Raw genomic sequence first — 16,513 nt, forward strand, 5'->3', positions numbered from 1 at the left:
CCCCTATTCGATTACAACGCCCGGGTTCTTCGCGATGCCCCGGAAATCTCTTACCGCAATGCCCCAATCCAGGTAAATGTCCCAGGTAAATCCCAGAACGCCCGGCGCTTCCATCCGCCGGAAGGTCGGCATCTCCTGTCCGTTCAGGTAATCCACCTGGATCGATTTCGCGCTTGCCGGGTTCGCCGCCATGAACCATGGAACCTCTTTGCCCTTTGCCAGGGCGTTTAATACCGGCGTCTGAATGACATGGATCGGATAATTATAAAGCGGGTTAATATCATTATGGTTCGATCCGGTAACCTGCGTAGAATGCAGGATTACGGCCAAATCAAACTCATATCCCACAGGGACGATAATATACTGCGGCGTCACATAAATGGCGTCTCCAAACGGATCCTTTTGTTTCTGCATCTGGAGTATCATCTCCTGAAGCGAAGCCTGGGAAGGCTTTGCCCCGACGGCTATCAGGTTATTGTGGTCTGCGTGGAACAGACTTTTTTTATCAAACACAGGTTTATTGTCATAAAGAATCCCGTACACCGCCTTGTCAATCGTCTTTTTTGCCTTCGTGGCATACAGGCCCGGGATCTCTGTCAGAAAACCAATGTCGTCATTGATAAACGCCTGACGCGTCATGCTGAACTGACGGCCATAGGTTTTCAGACTCCGGCTCGGGAGCAGCTTGGTATCCGGCGTATCGGCCTTCAGCTCCCCGTTTTCCGGAACCTCTAAGAAATCCCCGACTCCGCCAATCACATATTCATGATCCTTTGTTTCCTTAAAATCGCTTAAGCTCCCTTTCGTAGTCCATGCCTGGAACGTCGTAGGAACCAGGTTATACTGATGGGTAATGCTCTTACGGATCGTATTGTCCAAAATCGCCGGAAAAGCCGCTGTCGGGTTATAAAACTGGCGGCAAAGATCCGCGTACAAATCCGTCATATCCATCCGGAGAAGGGACATCGTATCCTTCCCCTCGCGGGCAAGACATTCGATGGCCAGATCCCGCAGGCTCATTCCCCGCATCTGTCCCGCCCCGTCCGCAACGGATGAAAGTGAAATGCCGGCGCGCATCATCAGGCCGTCCGAAGCCCGCTCCCTGAATTTATCCCCTTCATCTGCCGTCACACGGGCATTAACAGGAGCCCCTGTCCTCTGAAGCTGCTCTAACACAGCGGCCCTTACCGTCTCCAGGCTGCTTCCGTTCTGGATATATTCATCAGGCGAAATCTGGAAGGAACGGCAAAGACTTGTAATCTGCGCCATTCTCTGGCGTTCCGCCTCAATCGCTCTCCGGGCCGCCTGTTCCGGGCTGACCGGCGCGCCTGCAGCCTGCTCCCTCCCCGCCAGGTCCTCTCCCGGCTGTGCCCCGGCGCCTCTGCTCTCCTGGAAGGCAGCCGTTCTCTGCCCGTATCCAGATGCCCTATCCTCTTCCTCCATAGCCTCCAGAGACCGCTGCAGTCTGTCAAATTCGGCCTGCTCCTGAACGGTTAAATCCCTGTCTTCGTTTCTCGCCGCGCGGATAAGCTCCTGCTGGCGCTGTAAAATCTGTTCTTTGGTCATATTACCTCCTGTGCCTGTTCACATTTATTTGAAACTGCCGCCTGAAATAGTCAAGCGTCCTGCCCGCCGCCATTGTAGGGACGCGCTCCAAGGCGCGCCCTACGCCTACCGTTGGATCCGCAGGTACGGATACAACGGAAATTTCATACGGCATCCACCTTTTTGCGATATCGCAAGGCCCTGTAAAGCGTCCGTCCGCTGAGCTCTTATTAGCGGCTACGGATTCCCAGTTATCCACCATGTATCCGGTTGACACTCCTTTTAGGGTCCCTCCTGCCACCTTTTTATAGATGGTATCCGACGCCTCGTCCTCATCAAATCGGATCCTTGCATAGCCCCGGTTCCCTTCTACCCAGGCTTTCTCAATTCCGGCAATCACCATATCACGGTTATGGTTAAACAGGACGCAGCCGATACGGTTCAGCCGCTCCAAATCGACGCAGCCTTCCGAATGATCCAGTATCTCCACGCCCCACCATCGGATATAGGGTTCTTCTGAAGAAAAAGAGAGCTCCACCGTCCGCTCCGTTCCCTCGACGGCCCGCAGGGAGGAAATGGGAAGGGCTCTACTTAAGCTCCTCCCCATTTCCTCCTGTTTTTTCTGCTGTCCCGTATGTTCCAAACATCACACCTCCCATATCAATCCCTCTGCTGTTCCCATACTTTAAAATCTCTGCCATCTCATCAATCTGCTCCTTCCAGTCCTTTCCGTTCTCCGCCGCCAGATCCGCCCACGTTTTCTGGCCGGTATTCAGCGCGATCCGGCTGGCATTCGCCTCCTTTAAGGGATCAATCCATTTCTTCGGGGCCTGAATCCAGGAGTGCTCAAGGTAGGATTCCCGGTTTTCCCAAAAATCCCTGATTTCAACCTTCCCGGCCAGAACAGCGGAAATGACAAAGCTTTCATAAATCTCATCCAGAACCTCTATCAGAAGCTCCCTGTCGTCCGCATAGGTCATCTCATCCTCAATAATCCCCTGCCTGGCAGAGCTGTAGTTGCTCTCGGACATGTCCCGGCTGACAGTCTCATAGCTGAGTCCCTGCCCGGATCCAATCAGGCGGATTTCCTGTTTTATATAAGACGCCGCATCCGTCGCCTGTCCGCTGGGATTGACCACAAACACATCGTCTCCGGGATTTAAATACTGGATCATCCCGGGCGTCAGCGTTTTCCCCTGATAATTATACTTCTTATCCTCTCCGCCCCCATAGCTCCTGACGCCCCTGCCGGGAACCCCGGAAGCCGGCGGCAGCTCCCTTTTGACAAACACGGACAGGCACGACAGGATCCGTTCCTTGACTGACACAGCCCGCATAAATTCATTAGTATCCCGGATGCGGGTGATAGTAGGCGTCATATCCGATATCTCCCTGAGCTGCGAGGGCCTTGTTTTTGTAAAAAAGAAGATTACATCCTTTGCTTCCACATAAACAGGCTCCGGAATGGCAGTTCCGTCAATGGTATACTGGCGTATAAAGTAACCCACCGGACGGTTAAACGCATTATACTCAATTCCTCCCACTACCTTATTCCCCTTCTGTCTCGGTGCCGGGGCGGTAAGATCCAGTTCATCCACCTCCAGCGCCTGCAGTTTGAAGGGAAGGACGCCTCCGGACGTATACCGTTTCAAAAAAAGGATACCCCCGTCAATCTTTTTTCTCTGAACCGCCATGCGCATCATGGATGCAAAGCTTTGAAGCCCTGTCACATCACAGTTCTGCTTTTTGCACCAGATTTTCCACAGCTTTTCCAGCTTCTGATCCAGCCCTTCATCCCCGCTGGCCGCCCTTAAACGGTATCCCGCGCCGAATACGTTCCGTTTATAGGCCCCTGTGACGGAATTCAAGATGTCCGAATTCCGTTCCAGATCGCGGGCTCTGGCCCGGATGATATCGCGGCTCATCCGATCCGTCATCTCCGCCGGCTCATTGAGCACCCGCCAGTTTACATTCGGCCGGTCATAGGACGCCGCGTCATAGCCGCGCAATGCTTCCCGGAATGCCCCGCGCCGATAACCGGCCTCCGGGGAAAACCATCCGATGATCCGATCCAGCCAGTTCATATATCCCTTACCTCCCATCAAACACCGCCACCACAGTATCCGCAAACAGGCTGGAGCCGCCCTCCTCCTCTGCCATTACCTGCGACTGCAGCTTTCTCTGCATATCGTACAAAAGAGCCAGATCCGCCCTGGTCAGATGGCGCGTGCCAATCCGGTAAGACTGTCCGCCCTTCAGGATCGCATAAATCGCCTCGTTGACTGTAAGAAGCTGTTCCTTTTTCGTTCCAAATAACCCCATCTGTTCTTCCATCTGTTCCTCCTATAGCCATTCTTTCTCCCGGAGCCACTCCTCCTCCGGCGTTTCCGGCTCTTTGGCCGGCAGTGCTTCCGGCTCTGCTTCGCCATCCTCTTTCCCCTGCAGGTGAAGCCTTCTCACTCCCAGGATTTCTGCGGCCGCCATGGCGTATACCTCGCAGTCCAGATAATGGTTATCCCCATGACTCTGCTTTTTCTTCCATTTCATCCGCTTTGTCCCGTTGGCCGAACGTTCCAGAACTTTGTGTTCTGACGTCACCTGGCTGGCATATTCCGAATCACAGCCTTTGTATACCATCCAGCTTCCTCTCCCGTTTTTCCTCTGCATCCGGGAGGCGATAGTATCTTTATATTTGTCTCCGTCGATAATAACAAGCTGCATCCCGTCAGCCCTGGAATTCACACGGTCCACTTTGCTGATCTTATAGCGATCCCTCATCGGATTACTCGCCCCCTTGCACGGAAGCGCCCATTCCGCATTGTCCACGCAAAAGTCATAGGTATCGTCCGGCTGGTACCCGGAATCAATTAACGCAAGGTTTACAATCATCCGCCCTCCGTCTTCCCTCTCCCACTCTGCATTCATAACCTCCTCAATCTCCCTGAATGAAAGCGCCTGGCCATGAATGACGTTCTGGCTGGTCGTAAATTCCCCAAATGCCCGGATGCTGTAATACAGGCATGTCTCCTGCACATCCACGCCGCCTGTAAGGATCCGGCACCAGGACGGCACCACCATCTCCGGGAGATCGGTCTGCCTCTCCATCACCAAATCCGCTGTTGTCTTAAGCTTTGTATCCTCCCATGGCTCCGCCAGCCAGGAGTTTACAAAGTTCTGAAGAAGCTCCGGATCATCCTTTGATTTCAGATATTCCTCCGCCGCATCAGCCCAGGTGATAAAAATGCTGTAAAGAGAGCTGATCCAAAAGCCGATGCTTTTCGGTCTTCCCACTCCCCGCTTTTTCACTGTCTTCCATGTTCCCTCCCGCAGCATCCTGGGCTTCTCACCGTCCGGAATCACGCAGCCGCATTCCTGGCATACATAGACTGAGGTCTTGGCCCTGTCGTAGGGGCTCAGCTTTTTCTCTTCATCCTTCACAAATTTAACCTGGTTAAACAGGAGCTCTATCATCTCCCCACAATGAGGGCAGGGCACAAAGTAATGGCGCACCTCATCCGCATTATCATGCAGGTTCCAGATATAGTTAGTCTTTAACGTCGGGGTGGAACAGGCGTATACCTTGCTCTGGGATTTATAGGTCTTGATCCGTTCCATGGCAAGATTATAGGGAGACGCCTCCTTTTTGGAAGCGCCTCCCATCTTGTCAATCTCGTCAAAGAACAGATATTTAATCGCCTTTGACGCCAGCTTTGCCGGGGAACCGGAGCCCCTTAAATACAGTACCATGGTCTTAAACTTTAAACGCAGCTCCTTTGAGCTGTTCTCATAAAACTGCTTCCGGATCTGGGGAACCAGCCGGAAAGCCGGCTTCAGCTTATCATTGGAAATATCTTTTGCCAGATCATCGGACGGATACACAATCATGGCCGGCCCCGGATCCTCAGAGATCAGATAACACAGGATATTAATCAGCGCCTCTGTGCCGCCGAGCTGGGAGCCTTTGCACAGATACATTTCCCGCACATACGGATCGTTAAACGCATCCATAATCCCCACCAGATACGGCGTAACGCTGTTGGACCATTTTCCGGAGATATTGCTGGAATCATCCAGCACCCGGTATTTTTCCGCCCACTGGCTGACCGTCAGCTCCTCCGGCCGCAGTAAAAGCCGTTTCATCGTCCGCTGGAACAGCCGTTTTGTCTTCACCCGGGAGCGACTCCTCTGGCTCATCCGTTATCATCCGCTTTCATCGTCTTCCTCGTCTTCATCTTCCTCCTCATTCCCATCCTCTTCGCTGTCTTCCCCCTTATCATAACGATTGTCCCGGTCAATCTCGTCCGGCTCATACCCTGATAACTCCTCCAGTGTGTCAAGGAGATTTCGCTGAATCACCTGGATAATCCGGTTTATGTCTGTCTCTCCGGCCGTCTCCAGCGCAATCTTGGAGGGAAGAGCTAATAAGCGGTTCTTAAAACGAACCAGCATATCAGACAGGTAATATTCCACATCCGCCGCCTCATGCAGTTCTCTCCGAAGCTTGCGCAGCTTGAGAAGTGAGATCTGTTTCTTCACCTCCTCGTGCTCTGCCTGTACCTTTTCCTTAGAGATCGATGCACTCCTCCCCAGTTCCGCATTGGTCTTGTATTCGATGTACTCCTGAACACAGATTTCCAACTGATATCCGCGGCCCTTTTCGATAGTCTGGAACAGCCCCTCCTGCCGGAGCGCGCGGACTCTGCGGCTTGATATTCCAAGGCACTGGGCCAATTCCTTCTGATTAACTACCATGCTCCCATCGCTCCTTTCCGCTGTCCGGCCGCGCTCCCCCGCAGCCCTTTATAAGGCCCTATAAAAGCGGAAGGAAGTACCCTGAAAAATTTTTTCAAAAAGAGAAAAGCACTGCGCCTTCCCCGCCCCGCAGTGCGGGGCGCCCCCTGGGAAGTACCTTGCTTTGCTCATGGTTCGTGTGTTAATGGGGGACTGCGTTTTTATTGTTTGCCAATAGCCTCATCTTTTTATCTGACTAAACTAAAAAAGACGAATTGTCTCATCTTCCTGTTCTGCATTTTGCGTAAAGAAAAGAGGCCCACACTGTGGCCCCTTTCATGCTCATTCATTTCTTCTGCTGCTCAATAAACTCATTCATCATTTTGGTCAGTTGGGCGGCCTGGCTGATTCCTGCTTCCTGGCATGCAGCGGCAAACCGTTCAACCAGCTCCCGTTTGAGTTTGTAGGACTTGGAGATCCATCCGGCCTTTTCTTCATATTTCTTTGTTGCAATTGTTTGCGGCTTAGGGCTTCCTACTGGCATTTCCTGTCCCTCCATTTTCTGTAAACAGAACGCCCGATAAATCCGGCGGTTATTGATATTACTGCTATAATTGCTATTTTCATTGTTGTGTATGATGACAATTTGTGTTATTCTTGTATCAAGGAAGGGCTTTCGCCCTCCCACTTGCTATGGTTTCCATAGCTTGTCGATTATCAGTAAGATAATCCCTGTGATGAGTCCTGTCAGGAATTGAACCGCTATTTCAATCCAGTTGACAGGACTTTTCTTTTTCTTACGACTTCGACGTTTTGTCATCCTTTTCTCACCTCCTTATAAATTAATTATATCATATGGTGTACCATATGTCAACATCTTATGTATAATTATTTCAGATTATTTAAAGGAGGGGCCGGCCGCCCTGAATTTCATGCGGCCAGCAATGTGAAACAAGCGTATGCATTAGAAAACGCCCAGCAACAGCCAGGCGCTCTCCAAAAGGAAATGCTATGTGGATAAGCCTCCAGCCAACGCCTTCGGCTTCGATTATATTGTAAAACGATATTTCCGATATAAACGATATTTCCGATATTTATTTTATATTATTCATCTTGAAATATCTGTCCCTTATGTACAATCGGGGATAATCCGGATTCCCTCTATATCCCATCCGTTTTGCCACCTCTGTCCATCCGCATCCGTCTATGTAATACAGCTTAAACACCTGCCTGACCACAGCATCCTCAATTTCCTCAATCCACTCCCGGACGCCTGCTGCCTCTGCCTCCTTCTTGTCAAGCTGCCGGCGCTTCCTGTCATAGCGCTCACCGTCGAAGCCGACCACAGCCTGCGGCCTCGGAAAGCCGTCCCGGTAATCAAAAATAACGCTGTGCCCCAGGCCGGAATCTGTAGTGATCATATCATCCAGCTCAAGGCGCAGGATTTTTATTTCTTTTATAACCTTCTGATACCCTTCCAGCCGCTCCCTTGTCATCTGCATCGGCCCCGCCTCCTTACTTTATGTATCTGCCATTTCTGTTCTGCCTGTAATACAGGGCAATCTGTACATAGGTTACAGAATGCCCGCAGTCCAATGTCACCAGATGCTTATATTTTCCTGTCACCCGGCTCTTACGTATAACCGGGCGGACATCCTTCCGCGTGCCGCTACCTCTCCGGACATCCCTCACCCGGAAGACGTCCCCGATCCGGACGTTCCTCCGGCAATGCGCCACCTCCTCCTGCGTAACCGCGCCATTTGCGAGCGCATGAAGATACTTCACCTTTTCTAAACTTATTTCCATCACTTCCTTTTTCTGTCAGGAATTTGTAAGGCATTTCAGAAATCCTTTATCTCCCGGACAATCTTTTATCACATTTCCCCTGTATAGTAATCTTCAACAGGGGCAAACCTTTCATATAAACTTTTTCATACCCATGCCGGCCAGGAGAAAACCCTGGCCGGCGCCTCCTTTTTAAGCCTGGGCATTCTTACCCGCCCACTGTTCGGCCATGGCTTTTGCGATGCCGGGATACGTCTTACTCCGCGTTTTCGCCCTGTCCTTACCCGGCGGCATTTTCCATATCCTTTGTTCCCTGCCCGGGACAATATCCACAGGCTTCAGCTTCGGAAGGCCCTTTAACCACAGGCATGTCCTTTTTGTTTCGCCGTGTCCAAACTGCCATGGCTGGATGATCTGATCAGGTTTCCGGTATATACCGGACATAATCCCCACCGGGTTTTCGATTGCTGTCTTCGGGCAGCCACAATTCGCAAACATCATAAAAAACTCAATACTTTTCTGCTGGCGTCCATCCTTTCTTTTCTGTTCAAAATACCTTGCCCCGGATACAGCCAGATCGGTACATGGAGGGAAAGCGATAACCATATCCCATCTGATTTTCAGAAGCTGTGTTACGTCCTGCTGTAAGTGCCGCTCCGGATGCCCGCCTGAACAGGGCTCTATGTCGCAGGAGTAAGCCTCATGGCCCAGCCTGCGCAGTTCTTTTGTGACTGCCTGCGATTCCTCGCAGGCTACTAAAACCCGCACTCATGCATCGCCTCCTTTTCTCTCTGCTTTCAACGCGGATTCGGCTTCTTCTCTGGTGAGGAATACGGTCTTGCCAAAATCATCATCATGAAATTTGAACCAGCAACCTTTATTTCCAGTAAATTCCATTTGATACACCTTTCTCTTGCTTTCGTGTATCTCTATTTTCTTTAATTCCATTTTCCGTATTGGATTTTGTCCCTTTTTCTGCCATACAACGAAAGATCTATCTCCCACCGCACAAGGCAGTTCCAGCAGTTTCCCCTGCTCCTCTAAGTCTTCGTATTCAGCCAGTTTATTAAGCGCCTCTCTGATTGTGACATCGGGCTTTGCTTCTTTCGTTCCGCTTATTGTCAGTCGCTCCATATCTCCTTTAAATTCCTTTCTGTAATATGGCAATCCATTCATCCATTGTTATCTGCTTTTGCCTGTGAGACTCTTCAACCTCAGATCTTACTTTTCCAATCACTTTTGCAAGCAGGTTCATCCCACACCTTACGCCCTCATCATGATAATTATTATATTGCTTTGCTAATGCCACCCATGCATTATGAAGGCTTTCCACGACTTCCGTGTCTGTCATTTTCTTTGTAACCCCCTGCTTTCACACTGATAAATGTACCAAAAAAGAATAATCCCTATAATATCGTCAACGATCCTGTGCTGTACAACCCCGTAAAATATCAGCTCCAATGCCTGCCATAAAATAACAATTAAAATATATTTTATGCTGGCAACAAACAATAGCCTCATCCTTACTGCCTCAACTGTTTTGCTGCATCGTCAGCGCTCACGCAGACCTTATCCTCCGGAAAAATGTATACATCAATACCGTTTTCCTCCATACTCTCAATACACATCTCCTGAAGCTGGCCGGCAAAGTCATTTTCCAGGCCCGAATATTCCGGACATACAATCACATATCCATTACACAGGCCATGAATAAATAGCCGCTGCAATCCTCCCCTGTATCCTCATCCCCGCTGATACAATAAACCGTATCCCCCGGTTTCATGTAGCCAAATTTACCCATCCTTATCTCCTTCCTGACGCCAATCTACATTCCTGTCAAAAATAGGGATATAAAGCTCTTTTCGGCTTCTGTTCCGGCTCCTGTTTTTGGTTCCCGCATGTATATTTAAGCTCTATGGCTTTTATGCCGCCCCCATCGTCTGTATGGACCTTCATTTCCACAAGCTCCATTTTCTCCAGCGCCTCCTTCAGGGACTGGTTATATAGTTCATCCAGTTTCATTCTGTTCCTCCTCAGACCTTCATGCTCATCTGCCGCTCCGTCTGCTCAAAATTCATCCACAATGTTTCCACCCTCCTGTCGCCGCTCTGCGTCCTCGCCATCGTCTGTACTTTCCTCCATCCGCTCAGATACTCGCTGTACAGCTCGCAGTCATAGCCTGACAGCATTATCATCGCCTGGCTGCGGCACAGCTCCTCCAGGAGTTCCCTGTGTTCCTCATCCGTCATCTCATGCCGGTACTGCTTCCGGCTGCGGGTAGAAAGCACATAGGGCGGATCCGCGTATATCAGCACATTTTCGTGGTTAAATGCCTTTATCAGCTCCAGCGCCGGCCGGTTCTCGATCTGCACCTGCTTAAGCCGGGCGGCTGTCTCTCCGAGTGATTCCGGGAGCCGGTTCCAATTGCGGAGCGCATACCCCGCTTCCCGGCCGTGGACATCCTTTTTCCACCCACAGTTTTCATTCAGCCGGAACCCGTGGCTCTGCATGGAGCGGACTGCAAAATACCCGGCCCGCTCTATCTCATCCCGAGGCTGCCGCTTAAAACTCTCCTCATACGCCTCCCGGGCATACGGTGTATACCTCAGCCAGTCCACAAGCTTCCTCCGGCTCTCCTCATCCCGAACCACCCGGAAGAAATTCACCACATCCCCGTCCAGGTCATTTATGGTTTCGATGGGCGCCATAAGCTTTTCAAACAAAACCGCCCCGCCTCCGAAATACGGCTCCAGGTAGCTGTGATGCTCCGGCATTTGGGACACGATCCAGGAGGCAATCCGTTTCTTCCCGCCAGGGTATTGCAGGAGTGTTTTCATTCAGCCCCGGCCTCCTCTCCATACGCTGCCATATGCTGGCATTCAGCGAGCAGGTCTTTAATCTTGGCGATATACCCGGTTTCATCCCCTTCCCTTTCCCGCCTCACTTTATCGTCCCCCATCGTGCCATTATTTCGCAAAGGCCGATGTGTCCAATATTCTTTCCCCACCAACTACAGGCTTCGCAATCCTTTATTTCTTCGTTCAGCTCCTCCATGCCCCGGATGCATTGCCTGAAGTCCTCTTTCATCTTTTCTGATACCTGCACTGAAAGCTCCGCATTTTTGCAGGTTGTAAACCGTATTACGTACGGCTCCTGCTGCCCCGCCTCTATTTCCGGACAGTCCTCACAATCTTCTGCTTCGTTCTGCCTGTCATGTTCCTCCAGAAGGTTCTCATAAGCCCTTAACATCATCGCATGGGCGGTATACGTATCGGCCATATGTTCCCTCCAGTAATCCCCCATAAGCGCCAGCGTCTCCTTTTCGTCCTGAATTATACCGTCCAAAATCTCCCTGCTGTACTCTGCCGGCCCTGCATCCGTGTATCCCTTTATTGGCTGGCTTAAACAAGTGTCAACGCATACCTCTGCGAAAACAGGTTCCGCTTCCTCACCTGTTTCAAATTGCGGCGTCGCAACTGTCCCGCCCTCGTCTTCTTTACATTCGCCGCAAATATCGCTGATACAAAGCGTCGCTCTGCCTGGCTGCAGTATCGGGAACAGCTCTGCCTCCTTCGCTTCCTCGCCGTTCTCCTGCGGCAGTACGGCGGGGAAATCTGCGATATTCATCTGGCCCGGAATCTCTACATACGGAACCTCCTTTTCTCTGCGCAACTCACGTATTTGCTGGACAGTCATATCCGGCGTAATCCTTTCCATCTGCTCTTCATCCAGGCTCAGCATCTCCTGAAGCTGCGCTTTTCCGTAACCCCTGTAGCGTTCATCCAGAACCGGACTGTTGCCCCCTGCGGAAAACTTATCATTCCGGGACATGTACCGGGAGGCAGTGGACATGCTGAACCCATACCGTTCCCGGGCATACTCCCAGATATTTTGATATCCCGCCGCTTCAAAAAGCCGGTTATCCCGGATGTGTTTCAGGTAATACCCCACCGCTATCACATTGCGGGCCGCCTCCTTCAGGCATTGGGAAATACATGCCTCCGCGCCCTCCAGGCTACCTTCCGGAGACAACAATCCCATCTCCCTGTCCTGCTGCTCCTGGAACGTTATCGCATGATCCTGCATTTTCATTTCACCTCACTCCCTCTCATTCCCATCATGTCCCAGACCATCGCGTCATAGTCATAGCCATGCTCCTCCAGGTTGTGAAACCGATTTTTAGGCGGGGCTTTCCCCTGCTGCCCCTGTCTCCCTCTGGCCTGAAGGATTAAGGTCTCACACTTTTCCCTCAGCTTTTTTGCGCTCCGGATATTGCACTGCCAGAAAGGATTCGTAGTTGCATACTCCAGCGCCTCCAGAATCTCCTCCTCGCTGCGCTTATCCAGGCGCTTCATGCGCTCGATCTCATCCGCCCATTTCTCCCTGGATGCAGCCGTTTCAGGTGTCTTTGCTCCTGGGTACTGCCGTCTCAGGGAATCAATCAGACGTTCTACACAGCGCAGCTCAAAGGAACCGGCCCCGTATTTCGGTTCCGGCGGCTTTTCTGGTATGTCGTTAGACATACTCTTTTTATTGTCTTTTAGTCTTAGTCTTATTATGTCTGGAGTTTGTACTGTACTTTGTGCTGGAGTTTGTACTGTACTTTGTGCTGGAGTTTGTGCGGTACTTTGTGCTGAAGTTTGTACGGAATCCTGCGCCGGAATCTCCAATGTATCCTCTTTCGCCTCTGTACTGTACGCCATTTTCTCCTCTGCAACGCACGCCGATGACGGAGCAGCGCTCCGTTCTGCCTCAGAGACAGCTTCCGCCGTAATCCCTGCGTGCTGCTCAGACGGCCGCACTTTCTCCGCGCAGGCGCCCGCACAGGCCGCCTCTCTGCTGCCTGCCGGATCCACAATATGATATCTTGTACACTCGCCCCTCTTTTTCGATGCAATGACACGAATCAATCCAAGCTGTATGAGCTCTTCCCTCGCGTTTAAAAACGTCTTCTCACTGATTCTCATCATGCTGCTAATGCTCACATTCGTCCGGGGAAACCACTCTGCCCAGCCAGCCTTATTATTAATCGCCAGCAGGGTATAATACAGCAATTGCCCATTATTCGTGATATGGCTGCACTGGAGCCTAGCATAAAAGGAGTTGAGTAAATCGATATATGTAGTCATGCGGCCTGTACCTGCCTTTCTCTTTCCCGCAACAGCTCATATTGCCTGAACTGCCGTTCTTTTCAGCCTTTCATAAGGGACAGAAGGCCGTTTTCTGCCCTCCGCCCCATTTCACCCAATGGCATTTAAAGGTTTCGTGATATATTAACTGCCGCTTAGGAGGCCGGTTTCTTTTTCCTACCCAATTACTACTATCCGCCCGGACAGCGTTTCAGGTATATGCTTCTGGAAATACTCCTTGATATGCTCAATCGCCTCATTCTTCCATATGCCGCCTTCGGCCTCCACAATCTTAAAGGCCGGATCATCCTTATCCCCGATACGGAAGACGAATTTGCCTGCCGGCTGCTCTACCTCCTGGAAGGTCCGGTATGGCACCAGCTCCACCGGATTCGGTACCAGCGCGTCTGCCTTTGACGCCACGCCTACTGTGATGGTCGCTACCTGGCTCACCCCGTCGTCGGAATAGGTCTGGCCGTTCTTTTTATCGATATTCCCGGCCATCCGCATCACAGCCGCCAGATCATCGTTCGGCTGGAAATTTGCCTGCAGGGCAATCATGAAATTCTCCTGATCATACCATTTGCCAAACTGGTATTCCGAAGTTTCAGCCTGTGAAATAAACAGCGTCTCCCTGCTCCTCTCCTCATCCAGAGAAGACATCAGGCGCACCTCCTTCGGATTTACGATATGTATCATCATCTTCCGGCCCTCCGGAAATTCATCGCTCAGGTTTTCGATATAATCAACCATCGCTGATAACGTGGACGCTTCCACTGCTCTCGCCTTTTCTGCGCTGTCATACCGGGTCAGACTGCGGTTTGCATAGGTCTTCCCGCAGATCTCAACTATCTCCGTCTTTTCATTCTGCCTCGCCAGCTCAGCCGTATACTGTAACGCTTCCTTTAATCCTTCCATTCTTTTACTCTCCTTCTGTGAAAATAACTTCATCGTCGTCCTCCCTGTCCGGGAAGAATCCCTACCGTCCTGCTGCCATCCGCCGTAAATCCAGCGGCTTTCCGGAACTATGGAATATCTCGCCTGTCTCCCGGTCAAACTCCGGGGCCTGTACCATCTGTTCAGGCCCTTCCATCCCGGACACTGGCGGAACAGGTTCATAAGCCGCCACCTGGATCCGGCTGCTGCCATACTCTGACATCTCAATCCGCCCCGTATGTGCGTCCTGCCCTATCAAAAATACGGTTTCCGACTTTTTAGGGCCGGCCAGCTTTGACTTAATGTCATAGACCGACGCAATCGTCCCGTTTTTCCCCGGCTTAAACCGGATATTTATGCTCATACTGCGGACTGCCTCCGGATCCGTGTTCGGATCCAGAATGTTCTTTCCTATCTTTGCCAGCTCCATCTGGAACATCGCGGCCAATTCCCCATTTCCAATGCTGTCAAATGTAATTGCCACCGGTATTCCCTCCTTTCCCGCAAACCTCCCCCGGGCCGCCATACCTGCCCTGGCGTCTGCCGCTGTCCCCCGCTTCCTCTGTCTGGTACTTCCGGATCCCATAGACCTTGTACATGGCCTGGAAGCGGGGCCAGCCCATCTGATGCGCCATGCCATGATGGATCCGGCACAGCGCGCATATCTGATGGGCGCTGTCGTCATACCTGCGCCGGTCGTTGCCCATGCCGATGGCGTCCACATGATGGATATCCGCATCCCGCCCGCAGACGCAGCATCTCCGGTAACGGATGCACTGGAGGAGGTAGGTGTTGATATCATCTGTCCGCTTCAGCCCCTCCTCATCCAGGATAATTCCCTCCCGCAGGGCATACTCCATCAAAGTATTGATAAATTCCCGGGCTGTCGTGACAGAACATGTCCCAAGCGAAAAATACTCATAATCCCCGATGCGCATCATGTGTTCAATCTTCATGATCTGCTTCATCGCCTCCGGGGGATAGCCCGTGTGTTCGCTGATATCGCGGATCATGGCATGCGCCTTGCGGAGCTGCAGCGGCGTGATATGCCGCCCATCCTCCAGGCCGACCGCAATATGCGTAATATGCCGCTCCTTTATAAGCCCAGAAAGCGGCGTATCAACCCGGATTTCCAGGCGGGTCCCGTCCCCTTCCTCCGCCACACGCCTGATCTCTGCCGTTACATGATACATGATTACCACACCCCATACTCTAAAGAAACATTATCTGATGTCCCCGCCATGCGCGCGGCGACCTCCAGGAGCTTCCCATAGGGCCGGGAATCCGGTACTGCTATCTTAGATTCTGTTGTCTTCGGCGTTGACATAATAAGACGCTGGCATTTCGCTTCGCAGCCGCTCTCCCGGCAGACAAAGCCCACGATCTGATACAGGCTTAAAAACTCGTTCCCTCCCGGCAGGATCTCCGCCCCGGCCAGAAGGCAGCCCTGATACACCAGGCATTGCGTATGGCGGCCATTGCGCTCCTTCATCGTCCGTATCACCTTTAAGGGCCTCAGATCCCAGCCTGCTGCCACAGCCGCTTCCCCCTTCATCTCCTTCTCCGAAAAACCGCCGCGGTTCCAGAATGCAAAGCCCTCTTTTACCAGCTCCACAGGGAAATAATGGTACGGTTTTACCGCCTTTTCATATGCTTCCTCCGCCTGCGCAATCTTCATCTGCCCTTCTGTCAGCGACTTCTGGATGATATCCCGCTGCCCCTCTGCAAGATCCATGTTGGTTTCGATTGCCATTAAGAGAATCTGAATTTTCTCTTTCTGCGTCAATTCACTCCTCCCTTTCCTTCCGGCAGTCACATTTCTCTTCCGGATCCAGGTTTGCCCCGCACCTGGGGCAGACTCTGTAATAGCTCATCTTCTCATTCCCCCTCTCCCTCACCTGCTGCCATGCTGTACGCCGGAGGACGGTACGGCTCCGGCAACGGACGCCAGGCATAGATACGGCGCGCTACCTCTGTTTCCTCCGACTCATCCCAGAACCACTTTTTAAGCGACGGGTTATAAACAGCCGAATCGCAGTGCAGGCCTGTCCTGTTCCCGTAGGTGATGTTATATGTTTCATGGCCTGCGGGAGATGCCTCCTCAACCGGGATCCATCTCCCCCCGCTTCTTAATCCTTCCAGCTCCCGGAGCCAACCTGCAAGCCTCCTGTAAGCTTCCATCCGGCGCGCGCTGCGCTCCCTTTTCCTCTCATATTTCTCAATCGCCATTTCAAGTGTCATATAAAACAGCCTCCCTTCATGTAAGATGTATAATCAGAATACCGATTACAGCCCCGGAGAGCATAGCCAGAACGGTGCAAAGTCCGGCTAACTGCCACACCAATGACCATACGGCGGCATTCTCTTTCCTGAGCCGCTCAATCGGA

At 51.8% G+C, this 16,513-nt stretch carries 22 protein-coding genes; all 22 read right to left on the reverse strand.

Annotation, left to right across the window (positions count from 1 at the left end; translation table 11 throughout):
- Positions 1-3: 3 nt before the first annotated feature.
- A complete protein-coding gene (locus tag NFS31_RS02730; protein WP_251491336.1) occupies positions 4-1,566 on the reverse strand; it encodes a phage major capsid protein in 1,563 nt (520 codons plus the stop codon).
- Position 1,567: 1 nt separating this feature from the next.
- A complete protein-coding gene (locus NFS31_RS02735; RefSeq protein ID WP_331482438.1) occupies positions 1,568-2,188 on the reverse strand; it encodes an HK97 family phage prohead protease in 621 nt (206 codons plus the stop codon).
- Positions 2,133-3,629: a phage portal protein gene (locus NFS31_RS02740; protein WP_160306213.1), complete on the reverse strand. Its 1,497-nt coding sequence runs from the start codon at positions 3,627-3,629 to the stop codon at positions 2,133-2,135. The genes NFS31_RS02735 and NFS31_RS02740 overlap by 56 nt, the downstream gene beginning before the upstream one ends.
- Before the next feature lie 7 nt (positions 3,630-3,636).
- Positions 3,637-3,879: a peptidylprolyl isomerase gene (locus NFS31_RS02745; protein ID WP_251491338.1), complete on the reverse strand. Its 243-nt coding sequence runs from the start codon at positions 3,877-3,879 to the stop codon at positions 3,637-3,639.
- Positions 3,880-3,888: 9 nt separating this feature from the next.
- Positions 3,889-5,715, reverse strand: a complete 1,827-nt coding sequence (locus NFS31_RS02750) for a terminase gpA endonuclease subunit (protein ID WP_251491340.1) — start codon at positions 5,713-5,715, stop codon at positions 3,889-3,891.
- A 30-nt stretch (positions 5,716-5,745) separates the two neighbouring features.
- Positions 5,746-6,297, reverse strand: coding sequence for a DNA-packaging protein (locus tag NFS31_RS02755; protein WP_160306215.1), 552 nt, complete (start codon positions 6,295-6,297; stop codon positions 5,746-5,748).
- A gap of 325 nt (positions 6,298-6,622) precedes the next feature.
- Positions 6,623-6,820 (reverse strand): chemotaxis protein, encoded by a 198-nt coding sequence (locus NFS31_RS02760; protein WP_251491342.1) that lies wholly within the window; start codon positions 6,818-6,820, stop codon positions 6,623-6,625.
- A gap of 550 nt (positions 6,821-7,370) precedes the next feature.
- Entirely contained in the window at positions 7,371-7,778 is a 408-nt protein-coding gene (locus NFS31_RS02765) for a hypothetical protein (protein ID WP_251491344.1), read from the reverse strand.
- Between the two features lie 13 nt (positions 7,779-7,791).
- Entirely contained in the window at positions 7,792-8,082 is a 291-nt protein-coding gene (locus tag NFS31_RS02770; RefSeq protein ID WP_251491346.1) for a hypothetical protein, read from the reverse strand.
- Between the two features lie 171 nt (positions 8,083-8,253).
- Entirely contained in the window at positions 8,254-8,829 is a 576-nt protein-coding gene (locus tag NFS31_RS02775) for a hypothetical protein (protein WP_251491349.1), read from the reverse strand.
- Positions 8,830-9,237 (reverse strand): hypothetical protein, encoded by a 408-nt coding sequence (locus tag NFS31_RS02780; protein ID WP_251491351.1) that lies wholly within the window; start codon positions 9,235-9,237, stop codon positions 8,830-8,832. It lies immediately after the preceding gene.
- Positions 9,203-9,412, reverse strand: coding sequence for a hypothetical protein (locus NFS31_RS02785; protein WP_251491353.1), 210 nt, complete (start codon positions 9,410-9,412; stop codon positions 9,203-9,205). The genes NFS31_RS02780 and NFS31_RS02785 overlap by 35 nt, the downstream gene beginning before the upstream one ends.
- Before the next feature lie 172 nt (positions 9,413-9,584).
- Complete coding sequence (locus tag NFS31_RS02790) at positions 9,585-9,788, reverse strand: hypothetical protein (protein WP_251491355.1); 204 nt, start codon at positions 9,786-9,788, stop codon at positions 9,585-9,587.
- Between the two features lie 109 nt (positions 9,789-9,897).
- Positions 9,898-10,083 carry a hypothetical protein gene (locus NFS31_RS02795; protein ID WP_251491357.1) on the reverse strand — a complete coding sequence of 62 codons (186 nt, stop codon included), beginning with the start codon at positions 10,081-10,083 and terminating at the stop codon, positions 9,898-9,900.
- Positions 10,084-10,094: 11 nt separating this feature from the next.
- On the reverse strand, positions 10,095-10,898 hold the full coding sequence (locus tag NFS31_RS02800; protein ID WP_251491358.1) for a DNA adenine methylase: 804 nt from the start codon (positions 10,896-10,898) through the stop codon (positions 10,095-10,097).
- Between the two features lie 103 nt (positions 10,899-11,001).
- Positions 11,002-12,153 carry a hypothetical protein gene (locus NFS31_RS02805; protein WP_251491360.1) on the reverse strand — a complete coding sequence of 384 codons (1,152 nt, stop codon included), beginning with the start codon at positions 12,151-12,153 and terminating at the stop codon, positions 11,002-11,004.
- Complete coding sequence (locus NFS31_RS02810) at positions 12,150-13,190, reverse strand: hypothetical protein (RefSeq protein ID WP_251491362.1); 1,041 nt, start codon at positions 13,188-13,190, stop codon at positions 12,150-12,152. The genes NFS31_RS02805 and NFS31_RS02810 overlap by 4 nt, the downstream gene beginning before the upstream one ends.
- Positions 13,191-13,367: 177 nt before the next feature.
- Positions 13,368-14,108: a hypothetical protein gene (locus NFS31_RS02815; RefSeq protein WP_251491364.1), complete on the reverse strand. Its 741-nt coding sequence runs from the start codon at positions 14,106-14,108 to the stop codon at positions 13,368-13,370.
- A 61-nt stretch (positions 14,109-14,169) separates the two neighbouring features.
- Positions 14,170-14,610, reverse strand: coding sequence for a hypothetical protein (locus NFS31_RS02820; RefSeq protein WP_251491366.1), 441 nt, complete (start codon positions 14,608-14,610; stop codon positions 14,170-14,172).
- Positions 14,594-15,319: a putative HNHc nuclease gene (locus tag NFS31_RS02825; RefSeq protein ID WP_251491369.1), complete on the reverse strand. Its 726-nt coding sequence runs from the start codon at positions 15,317-15,319 to the stop codon at positions 14,594-14,596. Before NFS31_RS02825 ends, NFS31_RS02820 begins: the two co-directional genes overlap by 17 nt.
- A 2-nt stretch (positions 15,320-15,321) precedes the next feature.
- A complete protein-coding gene (locus NFS31_RS02830; protein ID WP_251491372.1) occupies positions 15,322-15,912 on the reverse strand; it encodes a hypothetical protein in 591 nt (196 codons plus the stop codon).
- Positions 15,913-16,004: 92 nt separating this feature from the next.
- Complete coding sequence (locus NFS31_RS02835) at positions 16,005-16,367, reverse strand: hypothetical protein (RefSeq protein ID WP_251491376.1); 363 nt, start codon at positions 16,365-16,367, stop codon at positions 16,005-16,007.
- Positions 16,368-16,513 lie beyond the last annotated feature (146 nt).

Origin of the sequence: Otoolea muris (genome assembly GCF_943193115.1) — a bacterium.
GTDB lineage: Bacteria > Bacillota > Clostridia > Lachnospirales > Lachnospiraceae > Otoolea > Otoolea muris.

Excerpts from the sequence above, each read along its gene's own strand:
- NFS31_RS02730 (WP_251491336.1), bottom strand. The coding sequence starts at position 1,566 with ATGACCAAAGAACAGATTTTACAGCGCCAGCAGGAGCTTATCCGCGCG.
- NFS31_RS02740 (WP_160306213.1), bottom strand. The coding sequence starts at position 3,629 with ATGAACTGGCTGGATCGGATCATCGGATGGTTTTCCCCGGAGGCCGGT.
- NFS31_RS02745 (WP_251491338.1), bottom strand. The coding sequence starts at position 3,879 with ATGGAAGAACAGATGGGGTTATTTGGAACGAAAAAGGAACAGCTTCTT.
- NFS31_RS02755 (WP_160306215.1), bottom strand. The coding sequence starts at position 6,297 with ATGGTAGTTAATCAGAAGGAATTGGCCCAGTGCCTTGGAATATCAAGC.
- NFS31_RS02760 (WP_251491342.1), bottom strand. The coding sequence starts at position 6,820 with ATGCCAGTAGGAAGCCCTAAGCCGCAAACAATTGCAACAAAGAAATAT.
- NFS31_RS02765 (WP_251491344.1), bottom strand. The coding sequence starts at position 7,778 with ATGCAGATGACAAGGGAGCGGCTGGAAGGGTATCAGAAGGTTATAAAA.
- NFS31_RS02770 (WP_251491346.1), bottom strand. The coding sequence starts at position 8,082 with ATGGAAATAAGTTTAGAAAAGGTGAAGTATCTTCATGCGCTCGCAAAT.
- NFS31_RS02780 (WP_251491351.1), bottom strand. The coding sequence starts at position 9,237 with ATGAATGGATTGCCATATTACAGAAAGGAATTTAAAGGAGATATGGAG.
- NFS31_RS02785 (WP_251491353.1), bottom strand. The coding sequence starts at position 9,412 with ATGACAGACACGGAAGTCGTGGAAAGCCTTCATAATGCATGGGTGGCA.
- NFS31_RS02795 (WP_251491357.1), bottom strand. The coding sequence starts at position 10,083 with ATGAAACTGGATGAACTATATAACCAGTCCCTGAAGGAGGCGCTGGAG.
- NFS31_RS02800 (WP_251491358.1), bottom strand. The coding sequence starts at position 10,898 with ATGAAAACACTCCTGCAATACCCTGGCGGGAAGAAACGGATTGCCTCC.
- NFS31_RS02805 (WP_251491360.1), bottom strand. The coding sequence starts at position 12,153 with ATGAAAATGCAGGATCATGCGATAACGTTCCAGGAGCAGCAGGACAGG.
- NFS31_RS02810 (WP_251491362.1), bottom strand. The coding sequence starts at position 13,190 with ATGACTACATATATCGATTTACTCAACTCCTTTTATGCTAGGCTCCAG.
- NFS31_RS02815 (WP_251491364.1), bottom strand. The coding sequence starts at position 14,108 with ATGGAAGGATTAAAGGAAGCGTTACAGTATACGGCTGAGCTGGCGAGG.
- NFS31_RS02825 (WP_251491369.1), bottom strand. The coding sequence starts at position 15,319 with ATGTATCATGTAACGGCAGAGATCAGGCGTGTGGCGGAGGAAGGGGAC.
- NFS31_RS02835 (WP_251491376.1), bottom strand. The coding sequence starts at position 16,367 with ATGACACTTGAAATGGCGATTGAGAAATATGAGAGGAAAAGGGAGCGC.